This is a genomic window from Aeromonas sp. FDAARGOS 1417, assembly GCF_019046985.1.
GTDB classification, from domain to species: domain Bacteria; phylum Pseudomonadota; class Gammaproteobacteria; order Enterobacterales; family Aeromonadaceae; genus Aeromonas; species Aeromonas veronii.
Genome location: NZ_CP077221.1, coordinates 4,080,676 through 4,101,160 on the forward strand (window position 1 = coordinate 4,080,676; position 20,485 = coordinate 4,101,160).

General features: G+C 60.3%; 21 protein-coding genes, 1 tRNA gene and 1 other annotated feature (1 of these 23 cut by a window edge). Of the genes, 9 read left to right on the top strand and 13 right to left on the bottom strand.

What is annotated here, in order from left to right:
- Positions 1-12: 12 nt before the first annotated feature.
- Together I6L47_RS19030 and I6L47_RS19035 are read right to left on the bottom strand one after the other, a co-directional pair.
- Complete coding sequence (locus I6L47_RS19030; protein ID WP_216948106.1) at positions 13-486, bottom strand: methylated-DNA--[protein]-cysteine S-methyltransferase; 474 nt, start codon at positions 484-486, stop codon at positions 13-15.
- Complete coding sequence (locus tag I6L47_RS19035) at positions 483-2,021, bottom strand: DNA-3-methyladenine glycosylase 2 family protein (RefSeq protein ID WP_216949388.1); 1,539 nt, start codon at positions 2,019-2,021, stop codon at positions 483-485. Before I6L47_RS19035 ends, I6L47_RS19030 begins: the two co-directional genes overlap by 4 nt.
- Positions 2,022-2,432: 411 nt before the next feature.
- Here I6L47_RS19035 and I6L47_RS19040 point away from each other — a divergent pair, with 411 nt between their 5' ends.
- The 6 genes from I6L47_RS19040 (at position 2,433) to I6L47_RS19065 (ending at position 6,310) form a co-directional block, all read left to right on the top strand.
- The gene (locus I6L47_RS19040; RefSeq protein ID WP_005343572.1) at positions 2,433-2,822 is read left to right on the top strand and encodes a type IV pilin protein; all 390 of its coding nucleotides are present in this window, start codon (positions 2,433-2,435) and stop codon (positions 2,820-2,822) included.
- Position 2,823: 1 nt separating this feature from the next.
- On the top strand, positions 2,824-3,243 hold the full coding sequence (locus I6L47_RS19045; RefSeq protein WP_058059418.1) for a GspH/FimT family pseudopilin: 420 nt from the start codon (positions 2,824-2,826) through the stop codon (positions 3,241-3,243).
- Positions 3,240-3,632: a prepilin-type N-terminal cleavage/methylation domain-containing protein gene (locus tag I6L47_RS19050; protein ID WP_216948107.1), complete on the top strand. Its 393-nt coding sequence runs from the start codon at positions 3,240-3,242 to the stop codon at positions 3,630-3,632. Before I6L47_RS19045 ends, I6L47_RS19050 begins: the two co-directional genes overlap by 4 nt.
- On the top strand, positions 3,626-4,186 hold the full coding sequence (locus I6L47_RS19055) for a PilW family protein (RefSeq protein ID WP_216948108.1): 561 nt from the start codon (positions 3,626-3,628) through the stop codon (positions 4,184-4,186). The genes I6L47_RS19050 and I6L47_RS19055 overlap by 7 nt, the downstream gene beginning before the upstream one ends.
- Positions 4,183-5,814 (top strand): hypothetical protein, encoded by a 1,632-nt coding sequence (locus I6L47_RS19060; protein WP_216948109.1) that lies wholly within the window; start codon positions 4,183-4,185, stop codon positions 5,812-5,814. The genes I6L47_RS19055 and I6L47_RS19060 overlap by 4 nt, the downstream gene beginning before the upstream one ends.
- Positions 5,815-5,908: 94 nt before the next feature.
- Positions 5,909-6,310, top strand: a complete 402-nt coding sequence (locus I6L47_RS19065; protein WP_160881887.1) for a VOC family protein — start codon at positions 5,909-5,911, stop codon at positions 6,308-6,310.
- Positions 6,311-6,411: 101 nt separating this feature from the next.
- Here the strand turns inward: I6L47_RS19065 and I6L47_RS19070 are convergent, their stop codons facing one another.
- From I6L47_RS19070 to I6L47_RS19085, 4 genes are all read right to left on the bottom strand, one after another.
- On the bottom strand, positions 6,412-7,890 hold the full coding sequence (locus I6L47_RS19070; protein ID WP_216948110.1) for a carboxypeptidase M32: 1,479 nt from the start codon (positions 7,888-7,890) through the stop codon (positions 6,412-6,414).
- A gap of 138 nt (positions 7,891-8,028) precedes the next feature.
- On the bottom strand, positions 8,029-8,610 hold the full coding sequence (gene smrA, locus I6L47_RS19075) for a DNA endonuclease SmrA (protein ID WP_216948111.1): 582 nt from the start codon (positions 8,608-8,610) through the stop codon (positions 8,029-8,031).
- A 186-nt stretch (positions 8,611-8,796) separates the two neighbouring features.
- On the bottom strand, positions 8,797-8,976 hold the full coding sequence (locus I6L47_RS19080) for a DUF3149 domain-containing protein (protein WP_005338733.1): 180 nt from the start codon (positions 8,974-8,976) through the stop codon (positions 8,797-8,799).
- 121 nt (positions 8,977-9,097) lie between these two features.
- Entirely contained in the window at positions 9,098-10,000 is a 903-nt protein-coding gene (locus I6L47_RS19085; protein ID WP_216948112.1) for a TraB/GumN family protein, read from the bottom strand.
- 88 nt (positions 10,001-10,088) lie between these two features.
- Between I6L47_RS19085 and I6L47_RS19090 the strand changes: the two genes are divergently transcribed.
- Entirely contained in the window at positions 10,089-10,421 is a 333-nt protein-coding gene (locus I6L47_RS19090; RefSeq protein ID WP_129504603.1) for a DUF1904 family protein, read from the top strand.
- A 92-nt stretch (positions 10,422-10,513) separates the two neighbouring features.
- On the opposite strand, the gene I6L47_RS19095 is transcribed toward I6L47_RS19090, so the two are convergent.
- The 6 genes from I6L47_RS19095 to I6L47_RS19120 form a co-directional block, all read right to left on the bottom strand.
- Positions 10,514-11,341 carry an SDR family oxidoreductase gene (locus I6L47_RS19095; RefSeq protein ID WP_005338730.1) on the bottom strand — a complete coding sequence of 276 codons (828 nt, stop codon included), beginning with the start codon at positions 11,339-11,341 and terminating at the stop codon, positions 10,514-10,516.
- Between the two features lie 141 nt (positions 11,342-11,482).
- Positions 11,483-12,931 (bottom strand): OprD family outer membrane porin, encoded by a 1,449-nt coding sequence (locus tag I6L47_RS19100; protein WP_005338723.1) that lies wholly within the window; start codon positions 12,929-12,931, stop codon positions 11,483-11,485.
- Positions 12,932-13,433: 502 nt separating this feature from the next.
- Complete coding sequence (locus tag I6L47_RS19105) at positions 13,434-15,371, bottom strand: methyl-accepting chemotaxis protein (protein ID WP_216948113.1); 1,938 nt, start codon at positions 15,369-15,371, stop codon at positions 13,434-13,436.
- Positions 15,372-15,476: 105 nt separating this feature from the next.
- Positions 15,477-16,361 carry a DMT family transporter gene (locus I6L47_RS19110; protein ID WP_216948114.1) on the bottom strand — a complete coding sequence of 295 codons (885 nt, stop codon included), beginning with the start codon at positions 16,359-16,361 and terminating at the stop codon, positions 15,477-15,479.
- 190 nt (positions 16,362-16,551) lie between these two features.
- Positions 16,552-16,628: transfer RNA gene (locus I6L47_RS19115), tRNA-Arg, on the bottom strand.
- A gap of 50 nt (positions 16,629-16,678) precedes the next feature.
- Complete coding sequence (locus I6L47_RS19120) at positions 16,679-17,833, bottom strand: flagellar assembly protein FlgT (RefSeq protein ID WP_019446850.1); 1,155 nt, start codon at positions 17,831-17,833, stop codon at positions 16,679-16,681.
- Positions 17,834-18,039: 206 nt separating this feature from the next.
- Between I6L47_RS19120 and I6L47_RS19125 the strand changes: the two genes are divergently transcribed.
- The gene (locus I6L47_RS19125; RefSeq protein WP_005338718.1) at positions 18,040-18,660 is read left to right on the top strand and encodes a FlgO family outer membrane protein; all 621 of its coding nucleotides are present in this window, start codon (positions 18,040-18,042) and stop codon (positions 18,658-18,660) included.
- Between the two features lie 10 nt (positions 18,661-18,670).
- Positions 18,671-19,096 carry an LPP20 family lipoprotein gene (locus I6L47_RS19130; protein WP_033135929.1) on the top strand — a complete coding sequence of 142 codons (426 nt, stop codon included), beginning with the start codon at positions 18,671-18,673 and terminating at the stop codon, positions 19,094-19,096.
- Between the two features lie 77 nt (positions 19,097-19,173).
- On the opposite strand, the gene pheA is transcribed toward I6L47_RS19130, so the two are convergent.
- Positions 19,174-20,346, bottom strand: a complete 1,173-nt coding sequence (gene pheA, locus I6L47_RS19135; RefSeq protein ID WP_005338715.1) for a prephenate dehydratase — start codon at positions 20,344-20,346, stop codon at positions 19,174-19,176.
- Between the two features lie 38 nt (positions 20,347-20,384).
- Positions 20,385-20,485: a sequence feature (Phe leader region), on the bottom strand; it runs 21 nt beyond the window's last position.

Below are 20,485 nucleotides of genomic sequence, written 5' to 3' on the forward strand. Positions count from 1 at the left end.
GTCTACCCTCCTTTAATTGCCCCTCTCCAGCGCCAGCAGCGCTTTTTTGATCTCCAATCCTCCCGCATAGCCGGTCAGGCTGCCGTTTTGGCCGATCACCCGATGGCAGGGAACGATGATCGAGAGCGGATTGCGGCCGTTCGCCGCGCCCACTGCCCGCACCGCATCGGGTTTGCCGATGGCGCGGGCAATATCGCTGTAGCTGCGGGTCTCGCCGTAGGGGATGTCACACAACGCTTGCCACACTGCCTGCTGAAAAGCGGTGCCACGGGCGGCAAGGGGCAGGGAGAAGCGCTGCAAGCGACCGGCAAAATAGGCGTCAAATTCGGCGAGGAAGGGAGCCAGCGCTCCGTGATCTTGCTGCCAGCCACTCATATCGGGCAGTGCCCGCAGGCCCGCCACAAAGTCCACATGCACCAGACCATGCTTGTTGATGGCAACCAGCAGATCGCCGCAGCGGGTCGGCAGGATATCGTAGCGGATCATGGGGTTATCTCCTGTTGTTGGGTATCTGGCTGTTGTTCATTGCTGGTGGCATGGCGCAGCAAATCGGGCGCTTCACTCATGGCATGCCACAGCCAGCTGGCCGCATAGCTGCGCCACGGCTGCCACGCCGCACTTTGCGCCAACACCTCTTTTACCGGCAGCTTGGTGCCGCCGCCGAGTGCCTTTTGCAGTACCAGATCGGAGGCGGGGAAGGCATCGGTATCCAGCCCGCAACGCAGCCGCCAGTAAGCGACCGTCCAGGGGCCTATGCCCGGCAGCGCCAGCAACTGCTCGTCACTGGCTGTCGTGAGGGTCAGCTCACCGCTGGCCAGTGCCTTCGCCACTCCCCGCAGGGTACGAATACGGCTGCCGGGCATGCCGATACCGTCGAGATCGAGTTCGCACAACTGGATGGGGGTCGGTAGTTGCGCCACCCCGAATTGCGCCTCGGTACGGGCTACCAGTCGCCCGAGTATGGTGATGGCTCCCTTGACCGACACCTGCTGGCCGACGATGGCGCGCAGCATCACCTCGTATTCGTCCCAGCCACCCGGCAGTCGCACGCCAGGCCAGCGCGCCTGCAAACGGGCGAGCAGCGGATCCTGACCGAGCAGATCACCGATCCGCTGCATATCGGCATCGAGATCCCACATCCGGCGCACCCGATAGAGCAGATCGGGCAGCGCAGCGAGCGGCAGATCATGGACGGTGAGCTGCAGGCTATGCCCCTTGCCCTGCGCGATACGCACCAGCGCGACCTGATCGCCGACCCGGTAGCGCCGCTCATACACCTCACCATCCACCCGCTCCAGCCCCGGGATTGCCCGCAGCCGATAGAACGCCAGCATGGCTGTCACGTCATACGGGGGGCGGTAGGGCAGTTGCAGGGTCAGGGTTGCGCCGCGCGGCTGATCGCTCATGTGCTCTGGCGCATGATCCTCTTGTTGGCGCAGGGTGCGTGGGGCCAGCCCGTAGGCGTTGAGCCAGGCGTCATTGAAGCGACGGATGCTGGCAAAGCCAGCGGCAAACGCGATGTCGGTGATGGGTAGCCCGGTTTCAGTCAGCAGTCGTTTCGCGAGCAGCAGGCGGCGCGTCTGCTCCACCTGCTTTGGTGAGGCGCCAAGGTATGCCTCGAACTGGCGGCGCAGGGTCCGTTCGCTGATCCCTGCCTCAGTGGCCAGTTTGGCGAGCGTGCTGTCTGCCAGCTCGCCGCGATCGATACGCGCCAGCAGACGTGCCAGTTCAACCGGCAGATCGCCACGCGCGGCGGGGGCCAGCTCAGGGCGGCAGCGCAGGCAGGGTCGCAGCCCATACTGCTCGGCGGCCGCGGCGCTTTGGAAGTAGCGCACATTGTGCTCGTGCGGTGGACGTGCCGGGCAGACCGGTCGGCAGTATATGCCGGTCGAGAGCACGCCGGTAAAGAAGCGGCCATCGAAACGAGCATCGCGGGCGAGCCGTGCGGCGTGACACTGTTCGCGGCTGAGGGTGTTGATCACCTCATCCGGTGACGACTCAGGGCTTGGCTTTGCATTCATGGTGTTGGCGGCTTTGCTGGAATAGATGGCAAGAGAGTAAGGGGGCTCGGGGGCCATGACTAGCCAGAAACGGACAGAGATAGCAAAAATTGGCCAGAGGTTTTTTTGCTCTTTCATTGCACGGCCGGGTTTCACTCTTCGTCACGCTGTTATTCATATGTCTCGGCTCGGCAGAAGGGGGCATAACGGACGGGTCGGAGGCACGATTGGCCTAGCTTTATTTTCTGAGCGAGATTAGTGGCGGCGAAAACTGCTTAAAAATTAATAACAGATCACATAACTATCTTTTTTACATTGAGTGTGGTGATTTTGTGTTGTTCAATCGAGTCAGTTAATTTTTGATGATTATTAAGTCATCACATCTACGGCTCAGGGCCGACCAATAACAACAACACTTGCCAAGGATGATAAGTGAACGACTGTAAGGCATGGCCCCATTGCCGGGGCTTTAGTCTGATCGAGTTGTTGATCGCCATGACGGTTGTCAGCATTCTCGCGGCCATCGCGTTGCCAGCGTATCAGGGTTATCTGCAACAGGGACGTCGTTACGAAGCACAGCAGCAATTGCTGGAGCAGGCGCTCGCCCTCGAACGTATCTATACCCAACAGGGCCGTTATCCCGACACGTTTGCCACCCCTTCCAACACGGATTTCTACCAGTTCAGCTACAGCCAGCAAGATGCTGGCGACTACCTGCTCAAAGCCATTCCAACGACGCGTCAACAGGATGAGTGCGGCACACTGACCCTCGATCAGACCGGTTATCGCGCGGCCAATCGCCATGACTGCTGGGGATCATAAGATGAATGTGCGCGGATTTACTCTGATTGAGTTGATGATCACGGTCGGCATCGCCGCCATCTTGCTATTGGTCGGGTTGCCCTCCATGAGTCAGCGCCTCGCGGCTGAACGGCTCGATCGCAGTGCGACCGAGCTCGCGTCAGCCTACCGCTTTGCCCGCAGCGAAGCGGTCAAGCTGACCCTGCCGGTGGTACTGCAGGGCACCGAGAACGGTGGCTGGGAGGTGATGGCTGACAGCAAGTTGCTGCGTCAGGCGGCAGCACCTGCTGGCGGTGTGGTGATCAAGCCGTTTGACCCTATCCAGATCGCGCCAACCGGCAGCAGCAGCCACGCCGAGATCACTCTGGCCAATCGCCTCGGTGAGCAGCGGGTGCTCTGCGTGGCCCCGAGCGGCCAGCTGCTGCAAGGGAGCTGCTCATGAGACACGCCGCACTTGCCCGCCAGCAGGGCTTCAATCTGGTGGAGATCATGGTCTCCATGGTGTTGGCGGTGATGGTGTTTCTCGGTCTCGCCAAGGGGCAGGTAGTCTCGTTGCAGCAGGCGCATTACAGCTTGCAGAGCACCCTGGCCACGATCGAGGCGAGCAACAGCGTGGAGCAGATCTGGAGCTCGCTGTGTGAGGTGCAGCGCAAGCCCGAGCGGTTCACCCAGTCCGATTTTCTTGCCCGCTTCACCCTGCAGGATGGCCACCGGCTGGTGCTGCCGAACCGTTATAGCGACAACTTTGTGGTCGCTATCGAGTGGCAGGATGAGCGGGTCTCCGGCGCCAAGCGGGCGGAGCTGAACGCAGGATTTCCGCCTTTATGCTGAGCGTCCCCTCACGGCAACGAGGCGTCAGTCTCGTCGAGCTGATGATCTCCATGGTGCTCGGTCTGATGCTGATGCTGGCGATTTTTGCCGGTTACGCCCCGATCAAGAGCACGGTCGAACAGAGCAAGGCGCTGGAGCAGGCGAACGAAGTGCTGCGCTTTGCCACTCTCACCTTTACCAACAGCATCAAGCAGGCGGATCAGCTGATAGCGGTCACCCCTGATCGCCTGACGCTGGCCTTCAAGGTAGAGGGGGGCAGTCAGGTGCTCTCCTGCCTTGGCAACCAGAAAACCGCCGATTTTACCGAGCAGTACCGCTTCACGCCGCCGGTACTCAGTTGCGATGACGGGGATGGCCCGCGCCTGTTGCTGGCACATCTTCAGGATCTTGAATTCGGCCAGCAGGGGGCGCTGGTCAATATCCGCATCTTGCCCGAAGGGCTGCCCAGCTATCTGGCGCCGGGAGTCGAGGTGCAGGTGGCCCGCCGCAAGGCGGTCTGGGCGGCAGCGTTGTCCACATCCGGTGCCAACGCCACAGCAGGGGGAGCGGGATGAACAAGGGATTGCAGGGGCAGCGGGGAGCCGTACTGCTGGTGGTGCTGGTAGTGAGCCTGCTGTCGAGTCTGCTGGTGTTTACCAGCATTCAGGAGAACCAGTTGCAGACTCGCTTGAGCGGCAATTTTCACAAGAAGATCAATGCACAGCTCAGTGCCGAACAGGGGATGAACGAGAGTTATCGAGCCCTGCATCAGGCCCTTGGCGCTGAACCACGGATAGAGTGGGCTCAACTGGTGCAGAAGGTGCCAAGCAAGGGCGAAGGGGCCATGGCGGGCAGCCGCTTCAGCATAGATCAGCTGGATGCCTCCGCTGGGAGCAAGCTGGCGTTGCAGAGCCATGGCCGCTATCTGGAGGGAAATGCCAGCCTTAATGCCCTGTTTGCCCTCAAGCGTGAGCCCGGCAATCTCATCTTTCAGGATTCGGTGGTGGCGTGTGAAGGGTTGAGCCTCTCCGGTAGCGGTTTTATCGACAGCTACGATTCGCGCAAGGGGGCGTACAAGGAGTCTGTTTCCGGGACTCTTAATCAGGGGCAGAACGCCAAGGTGGCGACCGTCAGCGACAAGGCCAATGTGGTGCTCGCCGGGCACTCCCCCATCTGGGGTGATGTGCGGGCGACCGGCTCGGTGACCTTGAACGGCTCTTCACCTGTTGCGGGTAATGTACTTGCTGGCGGCGACATCACCATTTCTCCCTCTGATGGGGTGGTCAGGGTTGAGGGAAGCGTGAACGGGAGTGGAAATTTTGCCTTGCAAGGGGGGCATATTGCCGGAGCTGTTGCAATCAATGGTGATGTCTCTATGGGTCATGGCACAAGCATTGCTGGCGACAAGTTGAACTATGGTGGGAACGGGGCATTCCTTGATGCCAAGCATCAGAAGTATCTGGATCCCCAATACCGCACTCATCCCAAGCTGCCACCTGTGGCCGGGCAGGTGTGTGACCCGCTCAATGTGGCCGCGCTGCCCAAATCGTTCCCTCCTGCAACGCTGCCCATCAATGGCCCGCTGACGCTGGGCGCCACCCAGCAGATGGTGCTGACCACGGATCCCTCCACCGGCTCGGTCACCAGCAGCAACCAGCACAAGCCCGGGCTACCGCTACCCGGCAAGGGGGATCTGTTTGGCAAGGAGCAGACCATTTATCAGCTCGACAGCCTCAATATGGGGGCCGATGCCAGTCTCACCATCAAGGGGGATGTGGTGCTGCTGATCGACAAGGATTTCACCATGACTGGCAGCAACAAGTTGACGGTGAGCGAGGGGAGCAGCCTGACCCTGATCGTCAGCGGCAAGGTCGATCTCGGGGCCGGTGCCGAGGTGACGGCAGCCAAACAGGGGCTGACCGCTGGCGGTACGCCCGCTATCTCCATCTATTCCGCGTATAGCGGCAAGGATGGGGTCAAGCTGTCGGGCAATACGCCGCTCTATGCTGCTCTCTATGCCCCGCTGACCGAGATGAAGATCAGCGGAAGTGGCGGTCTGTACGGGGCGGTGCGGGCAAAACACTTGACCGAGAGCGGTGCAGGCGGGGTGCACTATGACGAGGCGCTGGGCATGGCAGATCTGGGGGACGATCAGGGGCCGCCTCCGACGCTGGCACTGCGGCAGTGGCACTTTGTGCAGTGAGGCTGGCGAGCCGCTAAAAAGGATCGAATGGGGCGCGCAACTGTGAGAAGGTGGAGATCTGTCCACCCAGCCGTTCACTGTTGAGGAGTGCTCCATGCCAGGCCCCGCTCGCGCCGGTGCCCTGATCTATGCCAAGGATCCGGGCCTGCTGACCCACTTTTACCGTACCCTGCTGCAGATGGTGGTCTGCAGTCAGGATGAGCAGCTGGTGGTGCTGGAAAACAGCGATATCCAGCTGCTGATCCACGCCATTCCAGAGCCCTATGCTGAGCAGGTCGTTATCAACCGTCCGCCAGAACTGAGGGAAGAGGGGGCCATCAAGCTGTTCTTCACCGTCTCCAGCCTCGCCTGGGCAGAAGCGAAGGCGGCGGATCTCGGCGGCGGCCTGCTGCCACAGCAGTGGACGGGGCCCGGCTTTGTGGTGCGCAACGCCTTCGACCCTGAGGGCAATATCCTGCAACTGCGCGAGTTGCTGGGTTCCCCGGACCCCCTCTGAACCCTCTCTTTTTACAGCATGGTGGTGGCGTGCTGTGCCATGCACCGCCATAAAAACGGGGCCTGTCATGGCCCCGTCTTGTTTTACCCGTGTAGCACGCATCACTTCAGATAACGCTGTTCCAGATGCTGGCGCAGCCAGTGCGGGTTGAGCGCTTCACCGGTGGCGCGGCGCACCAGCACGTCGGTGCTGTGCAGGCTCCCCTGTGACCAGATGTTGCGTCCGAGCCAGCCGAAGATCTCCGGCAGGCGGCCCGCCGCGATCACCTCACCCATGCTGCCCAGCTCTTTCTCGAGGGCAAAGCGCAGCTGGGCGGCATACATGGCGCCCAGGGTGTAGCTCGGGAAGTAGCCGAACGAGCCGTCGGTCCAGTGAATATCCTGCATGCAGCCATTGCGGTAGTTTCCCTTGGTGGAGAGCCCCAGCCACTGCTGCATCTTGGCATCCCACAGTTCGGGGATGTCGGCCACCTCGATCTTCCCTTCCACCAGATCGCGCTCCAGCTCGTAGCGCAGAATAACGTGGGCTGGATAGGTCACCTCGTCCGCATCGACCCGGATAAAGCCCGGCTCGACCCGGCTGTAGAGCTTGGCCAGATTGTCCGGCGCAAACGCCGCCTGCTCGCCGAAGTGGTGACGAATGCGTGGTGCCAGCAGCGCGAGGAAGGCCGGATGATGCCCCAGCTGCATCTCGCAAAACAGGCTCTGGCTCTCGTGGATCGCCATGGAGCGCGCTTCGGCCACCGGCTGACCCAGCAGATGACGCGGCAGCCCCTGCTCGTAACGAGCGTGACCGGTCTCGTGCACTATGCCCATCAGGCTGGAGACAAACTCCTGCTCGTTATAGCGGGTAGTGATCCGCACGTCGGTCGGCACGCCGCCACAGAAGGGGTGGCTGCTCACATCGAGACGGCCGTGGGCGAAATCAAAGCCGAGCAGTCCCATTACCTCCTGACCGAGCGCCTGCTGGGTCGGTATGGGGAAGGGGCCTTGCGGCAGCAACAGGGCATCGCCCTTCTGCTGTTCACTCACGGTCTGGATAAGAGCCGGCAGCCAGCTGGCGAGATCGCCGAAGATCTGATCGAGCCGCGCGCTGGTCATGCCCGGCTCATAGAGGGCCAGCATGGCGTCGTAGGGGCGCACGCCAAGCGCATCGGCCCGCAGTTGCGCCACTTCACGGGAGAGTTTTACCACCTCCTCGAGATTGGGAGCAAAGCCGGCCCAGTCGTTGTTCTTGCGCTGGCTGCGCCAGGCGTGCTCGCACTTGCTGCCAGCCAGCGACAGCGCTTCGACCAGCTCACCGGGCAGCAGGCTGGCATCTTGCCACTGGCGCTTGATCTCGCCGAGGTTGGCCCGTTGCACCTCATCCAGCGGCTCACTCTCGGCCTTGGCAATCCAGTCACCCAGCTCGGGAGCGGTGCGCTTCTGGTGGATCAGCAGACCGAGTTCGGCCATTGCTTCGGCGCGAGCATCGTTGCCCCCTTCCGGCATCATGGCTGCCTGATCCCAGCCGCAGATGGCGGCGAGGTGGCTAAAGCGGTGGATCTGCTGCTGATGTTGTTCAAGCTTTTGATATGACATGGGATTGTCCTTGTTATCGTCCCTGATGGTATGCCGCCCCGTACCTGGCATGATCGGGGCCGATCGATGCTAACACCGCCGCTGTATAGTTGACCACCATCATGCAGGCGGGCCAAAGGTGTGGTAGTTAGAGGCGGATTAGCCGAGCCGCTTCTGGTGCCGTTCGCGGTTTTCCGCTTTTTTGCGTTCGCTTTTACGCAGCAGCACGTATAGAGCACCGCTGCCGCCGTGGCGACGCTCGGCACTGTGGATCGCCATGACGGCGGGCAGTTGCGGCAACCAGGCGCTCACATAACTTTTCAGCAGGGCACGCGGGGTGCTGCGCTCCCCCTTGCCGTGCAGGATCAGCAGACAGCGGATATCCCGGACTTCACAATCCGCAATGAACTGCACTAGCGTCTGGCGCGCTTCGTTGAGGGTTTTCTGGTGCAAGTCCAGGCTGGCCTGCAGCTCGTATTTGCCGAGCCGCAGCTTCTTGTAGACCCCCTCCTGCACCCCATCGCGCTTGAAGCCGACGATTTCGTGCGGATCGCGCATCTCGATGGCCTCCATGGTGAGTTGGTCGAGGGCGAGTTGCTGCGCGGTGGCAGCCTGACGGCGAGCGAGCTGCGCCTCGGTCGGGGCGGATTTGGCCGCATGGGGATGGATGTTGTCGCTGCGAATGGGCCGCACGTCGGCCACTTCATTCATGAATAGCGAGAGTTCGTCGTTATGAGACACGGCAGGCTCCCCATAAGAAAAAGTGGGGCCATTATAACGGCCGCAACCGGCACAGAAAACGGGGAAAGGGGGAGTGGATAAGGGGCACCCAGCATGGACACTGGTGCATCCTGGCCCGGGAATCACAGTCGCGAACCATAAAACAGCACAGGCGGTCAGTGTGAGCTGCCGCCTGTGGTCAGAGGATTATTTTCCCTCTTTGGGCTGTTGAGAATGGGGTTGCTGTGAATGAGGTGGTTGCGAGTGCATCACCTTGTAGATGAAGTAGGCCGCGTAAGAGCTGATGAGCAAGAAGGTGCCGATAATCACCAGCATCGACATCAATCCCACGCTGTTGCCAAACATCAGGTCCAGCCAAAAGTCCATTTTATTGCTCCTGTCACCCGGTTGATGACAGGCATGATAAATACCTCTTTGCCCCGTCCGGGATGATCCCGATCAACTCCCTTGCAGGTTGTTTAATAACCAGCGCAATCTGTGATCGTTCTCACTGGACTCCTTGCTGCCGAGCCTGCACAGGGCCCGGTGTGGTGAGCGGGGTAATGCGCCACCCCTGCTGCTCCAGCAACGCCAGCAACCCCTGTTCGCCGTAAAGGTGCAGGGCGCCTACCACGATAAAGCTCTCGTTGGACAGGGTGGACCATTTCTTCAGCCAGTTATGGTTGCGCTCGGCCAGCAGGGTCTGCTCCATCCAGCTTTGTAGCGCGGGCGGGGCCATCTCCTCCTTGAGCAGATTGATCAGCGTCGCCTCATCCCCCTGCTGCCACGCCTTCATCACGGCGGCGAAACCTGTCTCCAGCATCGGCAGCTCATCCAGGGTGCTGGCGAGCATCAGGGTCTGGTTGTCACCCACGCTGGCCAGATAACCGAGTTGCTCCAGCAGGGTCTCAAAGCCCACCACCGGTTTGCTCTCTTTGGCGGCCCGGGTGGCAAAGTGCTGGTCTATCCCGAGTTCACTCTTGAAGTCGGAGCGGGCCATGGCGGCCTGGGTCAGGGTAATGGCGGCAAACCAGGGGCGCAGGGTGGCGAGGGTCGCCTCGTCGATGCCATAGCGGGCGCCCGCCATCAGGGTGCGTTGATAGAGCTCGGCAGGCAGATGATCCTTGAGCGGCTTGCCATCCACCAGTCGGGTGAGGGAGCCGGTCTGTTGCCACTGATCCGGCGTGATGCTGTTCATGTCCACCTCCATCACCAGTGCGCGACTCTGCAGCCAGGCACGCTCCACCGGCTCGGGCAGAGGATAGAGGGCTGGCTTGCCCGCATGGATGGAGCCCAGCAGCCAGTGTTGCTGGTTGCCCTTGCTCACCCGATAGAATGCAGGATCGGCAAAGGCGTGCAGCGGTAGCAGCAGGCAGAGCAGGAAGGCAAAGAGGGTGCGATGAAATCTCATGGGGATCCTTAATATGCGCCGGGTGACTTCTCTTGCTGACAATAACTCCTATGATAAGTCCTCATTTCAGATAACCAAGAGGTTTGCCATGCCCCATCTTCGTTTTCGCGCCGTGGCGCTCGAGACCCTGCAACAGGTGAGCGGCCCGCTGCTGGCCGAGCTTTGCGAGCTGACCGGCGGCAAGCCGGAGTTTGTCACCATGGAGCGGATTGATAGCTGCTGGATACGCAACGGCGAGCCAGAGGCGGGATTTCCGTTTGTCGAGTTGCACTGGTTCGAACGGCCGCAGGAGATGCAGGACGCCGCCGCACGCCTTATCACGCGCCATTTGAAACGGGTGCTGGGGGAGCAGACCTATGTGGTGGTGCAGGTGATCCCTCTGGTCAAGAGCGCCTACTACAGCAATGGCGAGCACTATTGAGGAGAGGGACAAACCAGGTTGGCGGGACAGGTGACGCCGCTACCCGGCTAACGCCACCTGGGCGACCGGGTACTTGGTCGCCAATCACGGGATCAGGCTGATTTTGCCAGCAGTTTATCGAGCCAGCGAGTGGGCAATACCCGTCGCAAGAAGGCAAACAGCCGGGTCGGAGTGGTCACCGGATAGCGTGCCTTGGGATGGGCGTGGGTCAGCGCATGGAGCAGCGGCGGGATGCAGGCTTCGCTTGGGAGGGTAAAGCCGCTGGTGGCCCCCTCTTTTTCCAGCCGCGTCAGGGTCTGGCGGTAGGCCGATTGATGACGGCTCTGGGCCGGGTCGATGTGGCGCAAGAAGGCGCTGCGCGCATTGGCACGAAAACGGGTATCGATGGGGCCCGGTTCAATCAGGCTGATATATACCCCGCTACCCGCCAGTTCGAGGCGCAGAGTGTCGCTATAACCTTCCAGTGCAAATTTGCTGGCGTTATAGGCGCCGCGATACTTCATGGCAACCAGCCCCAGTACCGAGCTGTTCTGCACTATCCGACCCTCTTTGGCCTCCAGCATCGGCGGCAGCACCTGACGGATCAGATGGTGCCAGCCAAACAGGTTGGTATTGAACTGCTCCCTGAGCGCTTCGGTAGGCAGATCTTCCAGCGCCCCGGGTTGGCCATAAGCGCCATTGTTGAACAGGCCATAGAGGCGTCCGCCCGCCAGATGGAGCGCCGCACTGGCACCCAGCTCGATGGAGGCAGGGTCCGCCAGATCCAGCTGTACTGCCAGCAATCCCTGTTGCTGCAGACGGGCCACATCTTCCGCCTTGCGCGCCGAGGCGATCACGGTAAAACCGTGCTGCCCGAGCGCCTGTGCGGCGGCGAGGCCAATACCGCTGGAACAACCGGTGATCAGAACAAAACGGGGCATGATGGCGTCCTTGTGACTGCTGACAAAAGCGTGCGGGCTAGTGAGCGGGTAAAATCCTTATCCGGCTCGCATGTTAGCCTGCCAACCGGCAAAAAGAAAACCGGGCCAAGTGGCCCGGTTTGCTGACATCGTATTGCCTGATTACATGAAGGTAAGCGGCATGATGATGTGGAACTTGACGTCGTGCTCGGAGGCGAAGATGTTGGGGTAATCGGTCCAACCGCCGCCCTGGCTGATGTCGTTGTTGTAGTCGGTGTAGTGCAGTTTGAACAGGGTGCCTTTCAGCTTGCCATCCTGCACGGTATAGGTGACATCGAAGTTGGCTGCCCATTCGGTATCTTCACCGTTGGCTGCTTTCTTGCCTTGACCGGTTTCGATATCCCAACCGTAAGCACCGGATACACCGACGGACCAGCCAGGCGCACCAACCAGGTCATCCAGAGAACGGGTCACGCCGAAGAACAGCGCTTTCTCGTTGTTGGCGTTCCAGTCAGAGCGGGAGTCCCACCAAATTTCGTTGGCACCCTGGGAGTTGGCGTAGCCACGGGTCAGACGGGGCAGGTAGTTGCCTTCCGCACCTTCAGCCTTGGTCCACAGACCTTCCAGACGGAAGCCGTACGGGCCCATGCCCCAGGCAGCTGTCAGAGCTTGTTGCCATGCCAGACCGTCATAAGTCTCGATCTGGGAAGCGCCCTTGGTGTAGGTCTCGGTCTCGGAACCGTAGAACTGGTAGCTGGTGGAGAGGCCGCCCAGTACGTCAAACTTGTGAGCCAGTTTGAAGTGGTAGCTGTCCATGTAGCCTTCGGACTGACCGAAAGAACCGGTCACTGCAGTGCCATTTTCGAAGGTGTAACGGGCTGCAATACCGTGGATGTAGTCGATGACGTTTTCATCAGCGAACGGATCCATCCACGCTTTGGCACGGGAGAAGACCTGAGTCTCTTTGTACCAGGGGGCCTTGTACTCGTCAGCGATGGCGTAGGTCAGGTAGAGGCCACCGAAGTTACCTTCAACTTGACCACCACGATAGGTACCCGGCTGATAAGACCAGTTAACACCGATTTGGCCAGGGACATACAGCTGGGTATAACCACCCTTGGCAGTGATGCCGCCGTCCAGGAATTTCAGCTTCATCGCTGCGTTGGAGAGGCTGAAACCACCTTCAGGGGAGCCATCTTTGGCGTTGTTGCCCCAAGAACGGCCAGCGAAGGAGAATTCGTTTTCCTGGTTGACCGGGTGATTTTCGGTAACGGCCAGGTCATAGGCACCGAAGCCGCCCAGATCCAGACCTACGGTGTCCCAGGCATAACCGGAGTTGAAGTTGAGAGCGGCTTGAACGGTGGAATGGCTCAGGTTGGACTGGTATTTGCCTTCTTTCTTGGCTGCAGTCGGGTCACCATCGATGCGCTGACGATCACGCTGGAAGTAGAACAGACCGCCGGTCAGTTTGGAGTCTTTAACGAAGGTTTCATAGGACTGGCCGTATTCCGGGCTCATCATATCCTGAGCTGCCAACGCCATACCGGGGGCGACCAGAGCGGCTACCACAGCGGCACTCAAAGCGGCGCGCTTGAAGATCACTTTTTCCATTTTTATTGCTCCTGATTTTATGGACTTAGCTTTTTTTTCCGGCAGTTGGCATCGGGCCTACCGCTCGGTATTGGCATTGCAATCAAAACCCCGAAGGGCAAAAAATCTTGTCTTGGCTACCTGCAAACCCGGATGTCTTGGCACATCTGTAGTTGGCAGTCCTGATCATCACATGTTGTTTTTTTATGTTCCGATTCTTGGCTATCGGACAACCCCAAGAGTACGTTCGCGGTGCGAAATATCAATGAAAAGTTCCCTCAACGTTTCAAAAGTATGACCGAGTGCAAATAATCATGGGCAAGGTCGTAAACAGCCTCATGGCAGGTATCACGGTGATGAGAGCGTTTTCTTGAGGCTGCGGCCAGCTCCAGTACGGGTTTTCATCCGGTACAGGGGAAGAGGTGTCAGTTAACCTGCCGATAACAGATAATTTTGTGCTACAAAAAAACTTTCCCTCTCATTGAGGGAAAGTGCTCTGGTGAGGATGCGGGGCGAATAGGGTTCAGCCTTGCTGGCCGAGGATGCGGGGGATCTGCTGCGCCTGATGGTGGATATGGGAGGAGACCTGCACCGAGAGCTGACTCACCTGACGGGCATGCTGATGGATACGGGCGATCAGATCGGCAAAACTGGCCAGCTTGTGCTCCTGACTTTTGGCGTTGTCGGCGCCCTGCAGGGCGATCACTGCGGTGTTGCGGGCGATCTCCCTCACCGCCTGGGTTGTCTGGCGCAGTTGTTCCGCCTGCGCCCGCTGGCGGCTTGATTCGCTGGTGATCCGGTTCAGTACAGTGCCAAGTTGTTCGCCGGATTGGGTCAGGCGCCCCAGAATATCGGTGATCTGGTTGAGGGATTGCTGGGTATTGGCCGAGAGATGGCGCACCTCATCGGCGACCACCGCAAAGCCGCGTCCCTGTTCCCCTGCGCGGGCCGCTTCGATGGCGGCGTTGAGGGCCAGCAAGTTGGTTTGCTGAGCGATATGACCGATCACATCGACAATGGCCGTCACATCGGCAACCGAGCGGGTGAGGGCTTGCAGCGCCTCATCGCTCTCGTCAATCGCCAGTCCGGTCTGATGAGTGGCGTGCAGCATGCTCCCCACCAGATCTTCGCTCTGGCTCATCGCCTGTTCGTTATGGTGGGCATGCTGGGCGATGTCGGCGGCGACCTGATGGACCTCTCCGGCCAGCTGGTTCAGCTCATCCATCATCTGGCCGCTCTCGTCGACCACCTGTTCGGTGGTGCGGGTGCTGTGGTGGATCTCGTCAACCTGACTGACCATCCCTTGCAGGCTGAGGGATACCGCTGACAGCTGCCCCTCTTTTTGTTGTTGGTCCAGTTGCAGACGGCCGATCAGCCGATTGTAGCTGGCAACAATATCGGCCAGCTCGTTGTGATCGCGCCCGGTAGGCAACGGCTCGGCCTGCCCCGTCTGATCGAGTTGCAGAAAGGCTCCGCGCAGTCGCAACAAGGGGGTGAGTAGCCAGCGTCGTTGCACCAGCGCAAACAGCAGGGCGACTATCACCAGACAGAGCGCTAGCGTGCCGAGGATGGTGGCCAGCTCCTGATTGACGGCTTGCCGTTCGCGGGCAAGTTGTTCCCCCATCTGTCTGGTCGCTTGCAACATGGCCATGATGTCTTGCTGCACGGTCTGGCGGCCAGCCTGTTGCTGTTGTAGCGCCGTGCGGCTGTTGGCCAGCTCCTGCGGATAGCGGCCCAGCAGCGAACGTAATTCGCTGCGCGGTTGATCTCCCAGCTCCTTGCGTACCGGCTCCCCCAGCGTGAACTCATCGGCGGGAGCCTCTTCATACAGGCCGAGCAGCGGCAAGGCTTGCAGCGCTTGCGCCTGTTTTTGCAGTGCCTCCAGCTCAAAGCGGATCCCTTCGAGCAGCTTTTCATTGCCCTGCTCCATATAGCTTTGGCGCAAATGGGCGAGGCGCGGCAGGCCCGCCAGGATCTCGGCCGCACCGCTGCGATATTGCTGTGCCGCGGCAGATTGTTCTGTGCTGGCACCTTGCTCCCCATAGCGGATCAGCGCCATGGCCTGGCTGCCCAGCTCACTCTCGGCATTTTGTAGCAGCAGCTGGCTGTTGCCCGAGAGCTTGCCTGCGGCCTGATAGTCGTGCGCGATGCGCTGCGCCATCTGTTCGAGTTGCTGTCTGAGCGGGGCAGCCACGGCATCATCTTGAGCGGCCAGCGAGGAGAGCGCTTGCTGGCGGATCTTCTCCGCCGCGGTCAGTTGCTGTGGATCGCCGCTGTTGAGATAGTCACGCAGACTGTTTTGCAGGGTCACTGTCACCAGTTGTTGCAGCGTCTCGTGCTGATGCTGGGCCTGATTGGTATGGGCAAGCTGCTGCCAGCCGTGGTAGAGGGCCAGCGCCTGTCCTCCCGCAACCAGTAACAAAACAAGGGAGGATAGGGTGGCGTAATGGGCGATTTTCACGGGGTAATTCCTGTCAGCACAGACCATGGGGGAGCGTGGCCCGAGCCTAAACAGGGATGATGGCGTTTTTATGACAGCATGGTCAGGTAGCCCTATTTTACCGACTTAACTGGCTGGGGATGCCAGTGCTCTGTTGCGTTGGCCCAGCATACCGAGCAGGGCGCCTCCCATGATAAGTGCACCGGCCAGCAGATGGCGCGAAGTCAGCGTTTCTCCATTGAGCAACACCAGCAGCAAGGTACTCAGCAGCGGTGTCAGGTAGGCAAGGGCACCGATTCGGCGTGGATCGCCGTCTCGCAGTGCCAGATACCAGGTCACAAAGGCCGCCCCCATGGGGCCCAGCGCCAGCCCGATGATCAGCCACCAGTCACTGGTGGGGATCTGCGCGAGCGGCAGGGGCCCCTCCAGCAGACGGGCGAGCAGCAGAGCCAGCAAACCAGCGGGCAGGCAGGCTGCCGCAGTGACCACGGCAGGTGCCGGTGGCAGACGGCGTGACAGCACCGAATAGGCCCCCCAGACGACAGCTGCACCGAGCGCCAACAGGTATCCCGGCAGATAGGTCTGTTGCAGTTGCAGCTCGCCATTGACCATCACCAGCATGGAGCCCGCCAGACCAAAGGCGCCAGCCAGCAGATGACGGGCATGGAGCGGATGGCCGGGCAACAACAGCGGGGTGAACAGAATGATGCAGAGCGGCCAGAGGTAGTTGATGAGGTTTGCCTCCAGCACGGGGGCGTGGCGAAAGCTCATAAAGAGCAGCAGATGGTAGAGCAGCAATGCCGTAACCGTCACCAGCCAGGTAATAGGACGAGCGCGCCACTGGCGCCAGAACGGCAAGGCCCCGACCCCGCAGAAAAACAGCACCAGCCCGACCAGCACCAGTGGTGACACGCTGGTGACCCGTGACGTCAGCGCCGCCAGTGAAGCCCACAGCACAATGGTCAGCAAGGCAAAACCGGTGGATCTATCCCACCAGGAACATCCGGACATCCAACACTCCTTTGCAAGATGAAGCAGGGCTTGGCCCTCAAAGACAAGCCAAAGAGAAGCAGTCTATCAGAGAGCGTGCATGCTCTGAACGCAGAAAGGAGAGGGTCATTACGGTTGGATGGTCGGATTCATTGTCGCCAAAAACGACCAAGGGGCTAGCACCATGAAGATGCTAACCCCTTGTTTTGTATGGCGCTCCCGACTGGAGTCGAACCAGTGGCCTGTCCCTTAGGAGGGGACCGCTCTATCCTGCTGAGCTACGGGAGCTGTGTGGCGGGCATTATACAAGAAGCAACTCCCTTTTAAACCCTTGATTCTTATTCCAATACTGCCAAATCCCCGTTCTGGATGTTAAACGGCGAATATTTGTTCTGGCTGCTGATGATGGCGCCATCGTCGAACACCTGCACCACTTCGAAGAGTCCGTCGGCCGGGTTGCGCATCATGCGCGATTTGCCGTATGGGTCGATGAAGTCGGCGTTGTGCTGGATGCGGAACTGATCGCCGAGTTTGACGCCGTTGCGCCGCCCCAGATTGATGTAGGGGCCGCGTTCGTTCTGGCCGACTACCCGGGCGGTGACCGGGGCGCAGGTGAGTTGGGCTACCAGATCCTGAGCCGCCTGCTGCAACTGGTAGTTGACCTCCTGGCCATAGCTTGACTGCCAGAACTGGCCGCTGCTGCTGCCCACTTGCTCCCGCTTGCCAAAGGTCCAGGTGGCGCGCCCTTCGTAGACCTTGCGGTTGACCAGGCTGCCGTTGATGCCGTCAAACAGGTAGAGCTGCATGCGAAAGTTGCGTACGGGATCCTCATACCAGCTGGTCAGCTGGTTGCCCTGCGGCTCGATGGAGAGATCGTCGATGCTGCCGAGCACCAGATACTGGCTGTCGGTACGCAGGCTGAGCGCCTTGATCTCTTCGAGGGCACTGCGATCCCCCTGTTGCAGATGCAGCGGGTCGATGCGCAGGTTTTCATCCAGCCACTGGCGCACCGCGACCCCTTGCGGCGCGTTGGCGAGGGTTTCGAACAGTCGTCGCGAGAGGTTCTCAGGCATGTCGTCCATGGCGCCATAGCTTGCTTGATCTGGATAGCGCATCCGCAGCCTCACCAGTGTCAAATCCTTGGCGAAGTGCTGGGTCTGGCAGATCTGGCGCTCGGCCTGAATGTCGGCCACTAGCGTGATATACATGCGGCCGTTGCGCACCTCTTCCCGCTTGAGCCGATACTGGCGAATGTCGCCGCCGGAGCGGATCTGGATCTGCTCGGATCGCAGGCTGCCATTTTCCAGACGCTGGACGCTGGAAACGGCCGCGCCGCTGGCCAGCAGCGCCTGACGCAGGGCGTCGCGGGTCGCCTGCTCGCGGGCATAGACCTCATCGCCCCCCAGAATGGCGGCGCTGCCCTGCGCTTCGATAAGCTCGGCGCGGGCGCTCAGGCTGGCCAGCAGCAGGGTCAACAGCAGCGGTAATTTCATAGCAGATACCTTGAGTTGGCGGGCAGCCGAGCCATTTTGAGGAAATGGCATCTGCTGGCCGACATGGATCACAACACGTTCCAAGTGGCAGCGCACGTTGGCGCTGACGATGACCATTAAAAAGCAAGAATCATGCCTCATTCCCGGCTCAAGCTTTGTCCGGCGCGTCCGATAATAAGTCAGGTGCAGATACAGGAAAGGTATCCATGAACAAACTCATCACGGCGTTGGCGCTTGCCCTGGCATTGACCGGGTGTGGCTCCGACCCTATCAATCGGGATCAGGGTGACCCCCGCCAGGCGGCGCAGGGGATGGAACTCAACTGGCTGGTGGCGCGCATGACCGATCAGCTGATGGAGCGCAAATCGCTGACCACCCTGACCGAGCCCATCGCGGTGGCCTCTTTCGTTGATCTCGACACCCTGCAGGATACCAACTGGATGGGGCAGCAGATTGAGGAGAGCTTTATCTACGAGCTCAACCGCCGCGGCGAGGTGGTGGTGGACTTCAAGCTGACCGGCAGTATCAAGGTGACGCCGCAGGGGGACTTCGTGCTGAGCCGCAACTACAAGGAGCTCTCTTCCCGTTTGCCGATCTCCCGCATTCTGGTCGGCACCTTCAGCCGCAATAGCAAGGGGATCCTGGTCAACGCCCGCGTTATCGACATGCGCACCAAGATGGTGGAGACCACGGCCCAGAGCCTGATCCCGCAAAAATATCTGTTCGGTGCCAACAATTCGTTTGGTCGGGCATCGATCAATCGCGGTTATCTGATGCGTGACAGTCAGGCCCGGCCGGGCGGTCATCTGGTCAACCTGACCCCGTGAGGAGCGAGTCATGAAGATTCTGTTTGGTTGCCTGTTGGCACTCTTGCTCGCCGGTTGCAGCTACAACCGGGTGGTGGATTACACCCAGGGTGGCAAGCCCGATGATTTTCCGGTGCTCAAGGCGGTGGGCTATGCGGTGATCGACATCCAGCCTGGCCCCTCCCAGTCGGAGAAGATGCTGCAAGCCATTCGCGCTTCCAAGATGGATGCTTATCGCGAGCTGGCCGAGCAGCTCAATGGTCAGCAGGTGCGCGGCCAGAGCAGCTATCGTGACCTGACCCAGACCTCCAACTCGCTGGATGTGTCGGTCGCCGGTGTGGTGCGTGGTGCCCGGGTGGTTGCCTCCTATCCGCGCGGCAATACCTATGCCACCGAGATGGAGCTCGATACCCGTGCCCTCTACAACATCAACCAGCTGATGGCCGGTCAGTTCTGAGTTGATGGGCTTGCCGTGAAAACCGGCATCAAAACAAAAGGCGAGCAGGGTGCTCGCCTTTTGTCGTCGTGGGCTGGTTAGCTCCCCATCAGCACCGGCGGCACTGCGGTAGGTTTCACATCCTCGCTCGGGTAGCAGCCCAGCACCTTGATATAGCGGGTGATCTTGGTCAGTTCCACCAGTGCGGCCTGCATCGCCGGGGTCTGCAGGTTGGCGGAGACATCGAGGTAGAACATCTCTTCCCACGGGTTGCCCTGCACCGGACGGGACTCCAGCTTAGTCATGTTGATCTCGTGGCTGCGTAGTACCAGCAGCGCCTCGACCAGCGAACCCGGCTTCTGGGAGGTGGACATGATGAGGGTGGTCTTGGCCGGGATCTGCGGTGCCACGTCGATGGGTTTGCGCGCCACCACGATGAAGCGGCTGTAGTTCTCTTTCTGGTTGGCGAGCTGCTCTGCCAGCACGTCCAAGCCATACAGTTCGCCACCGGCGGCGCTGCCGATGGCGGCGGCCTCCGGGCTGGCCAGCTCTTTCACCTTCATCATGGCGCTGGAGGAGGAGTCGCAGATCTCGTGACGCGCCCCTTCCAGCTTGCTCAGATAGTGGGAGCACTGCTGGAACACCTGCGGGTGGGCATAGAAGGTCTTGATGCGGCCAAGCTCGGTCGGTACGGCGGTGAGGATGCAGTGCTCGATGGGGTAGGTGAGCTCGCCGACGATGGAGAGGCTGGTGTGCTGCATCACGTCATAGACTTCGTTGATGGAGCCCGAGCTGGTGTTCTCGATGGGCAGCACACCGAAGGCGGCGCGGCCTGACTCCACGGCGTCCAGCACTTCGCGGAAGTTCTGGCAGTTCACCTCGATCACCTGATCCTTGTAGCGCGCCAGATATTTGCGGGCGGCCAGGCTGGAGTAGGAACCGCGCGGCCCCAGATAGGCGACGCTGGTCATCGGCTCCTGCTGCTCCGGGTTGAGCAGGCTCTGCAGATAGGCCTGCTGGGAGAGCACAGAGTCTTCGATGATGGTGTGATAGATGCGAGTGATGTACTGGGCATCCAACCCAAGCACGCGCCCTTTCTGGATCAGGGCGACCAGCAGCTCCTGCTCCCGCTGGTGGTCACGAATGGGGCGCGGGTTGGCTTGCTTGGCACGGGCGACCTCGATGCTGAGGGTCTTGCGTTTCGCCAGCAGGGCAAGCAGCTCCTGATCCAACCGGGTGATGTCTTGTCTGATCTCGTCGAGCGTTGCCATGATTGTTCCCTATCCAAGTAATCGATTGATATTAATGCAAAAAAAAACCTCCGCTAGGGGAGGCTCGATTCGTCTTTGCTTTCTGTTCACACGACGACAGGCCTTCCCTCAAGCGGGCCGGGTAAACGAGAAAGCAAAG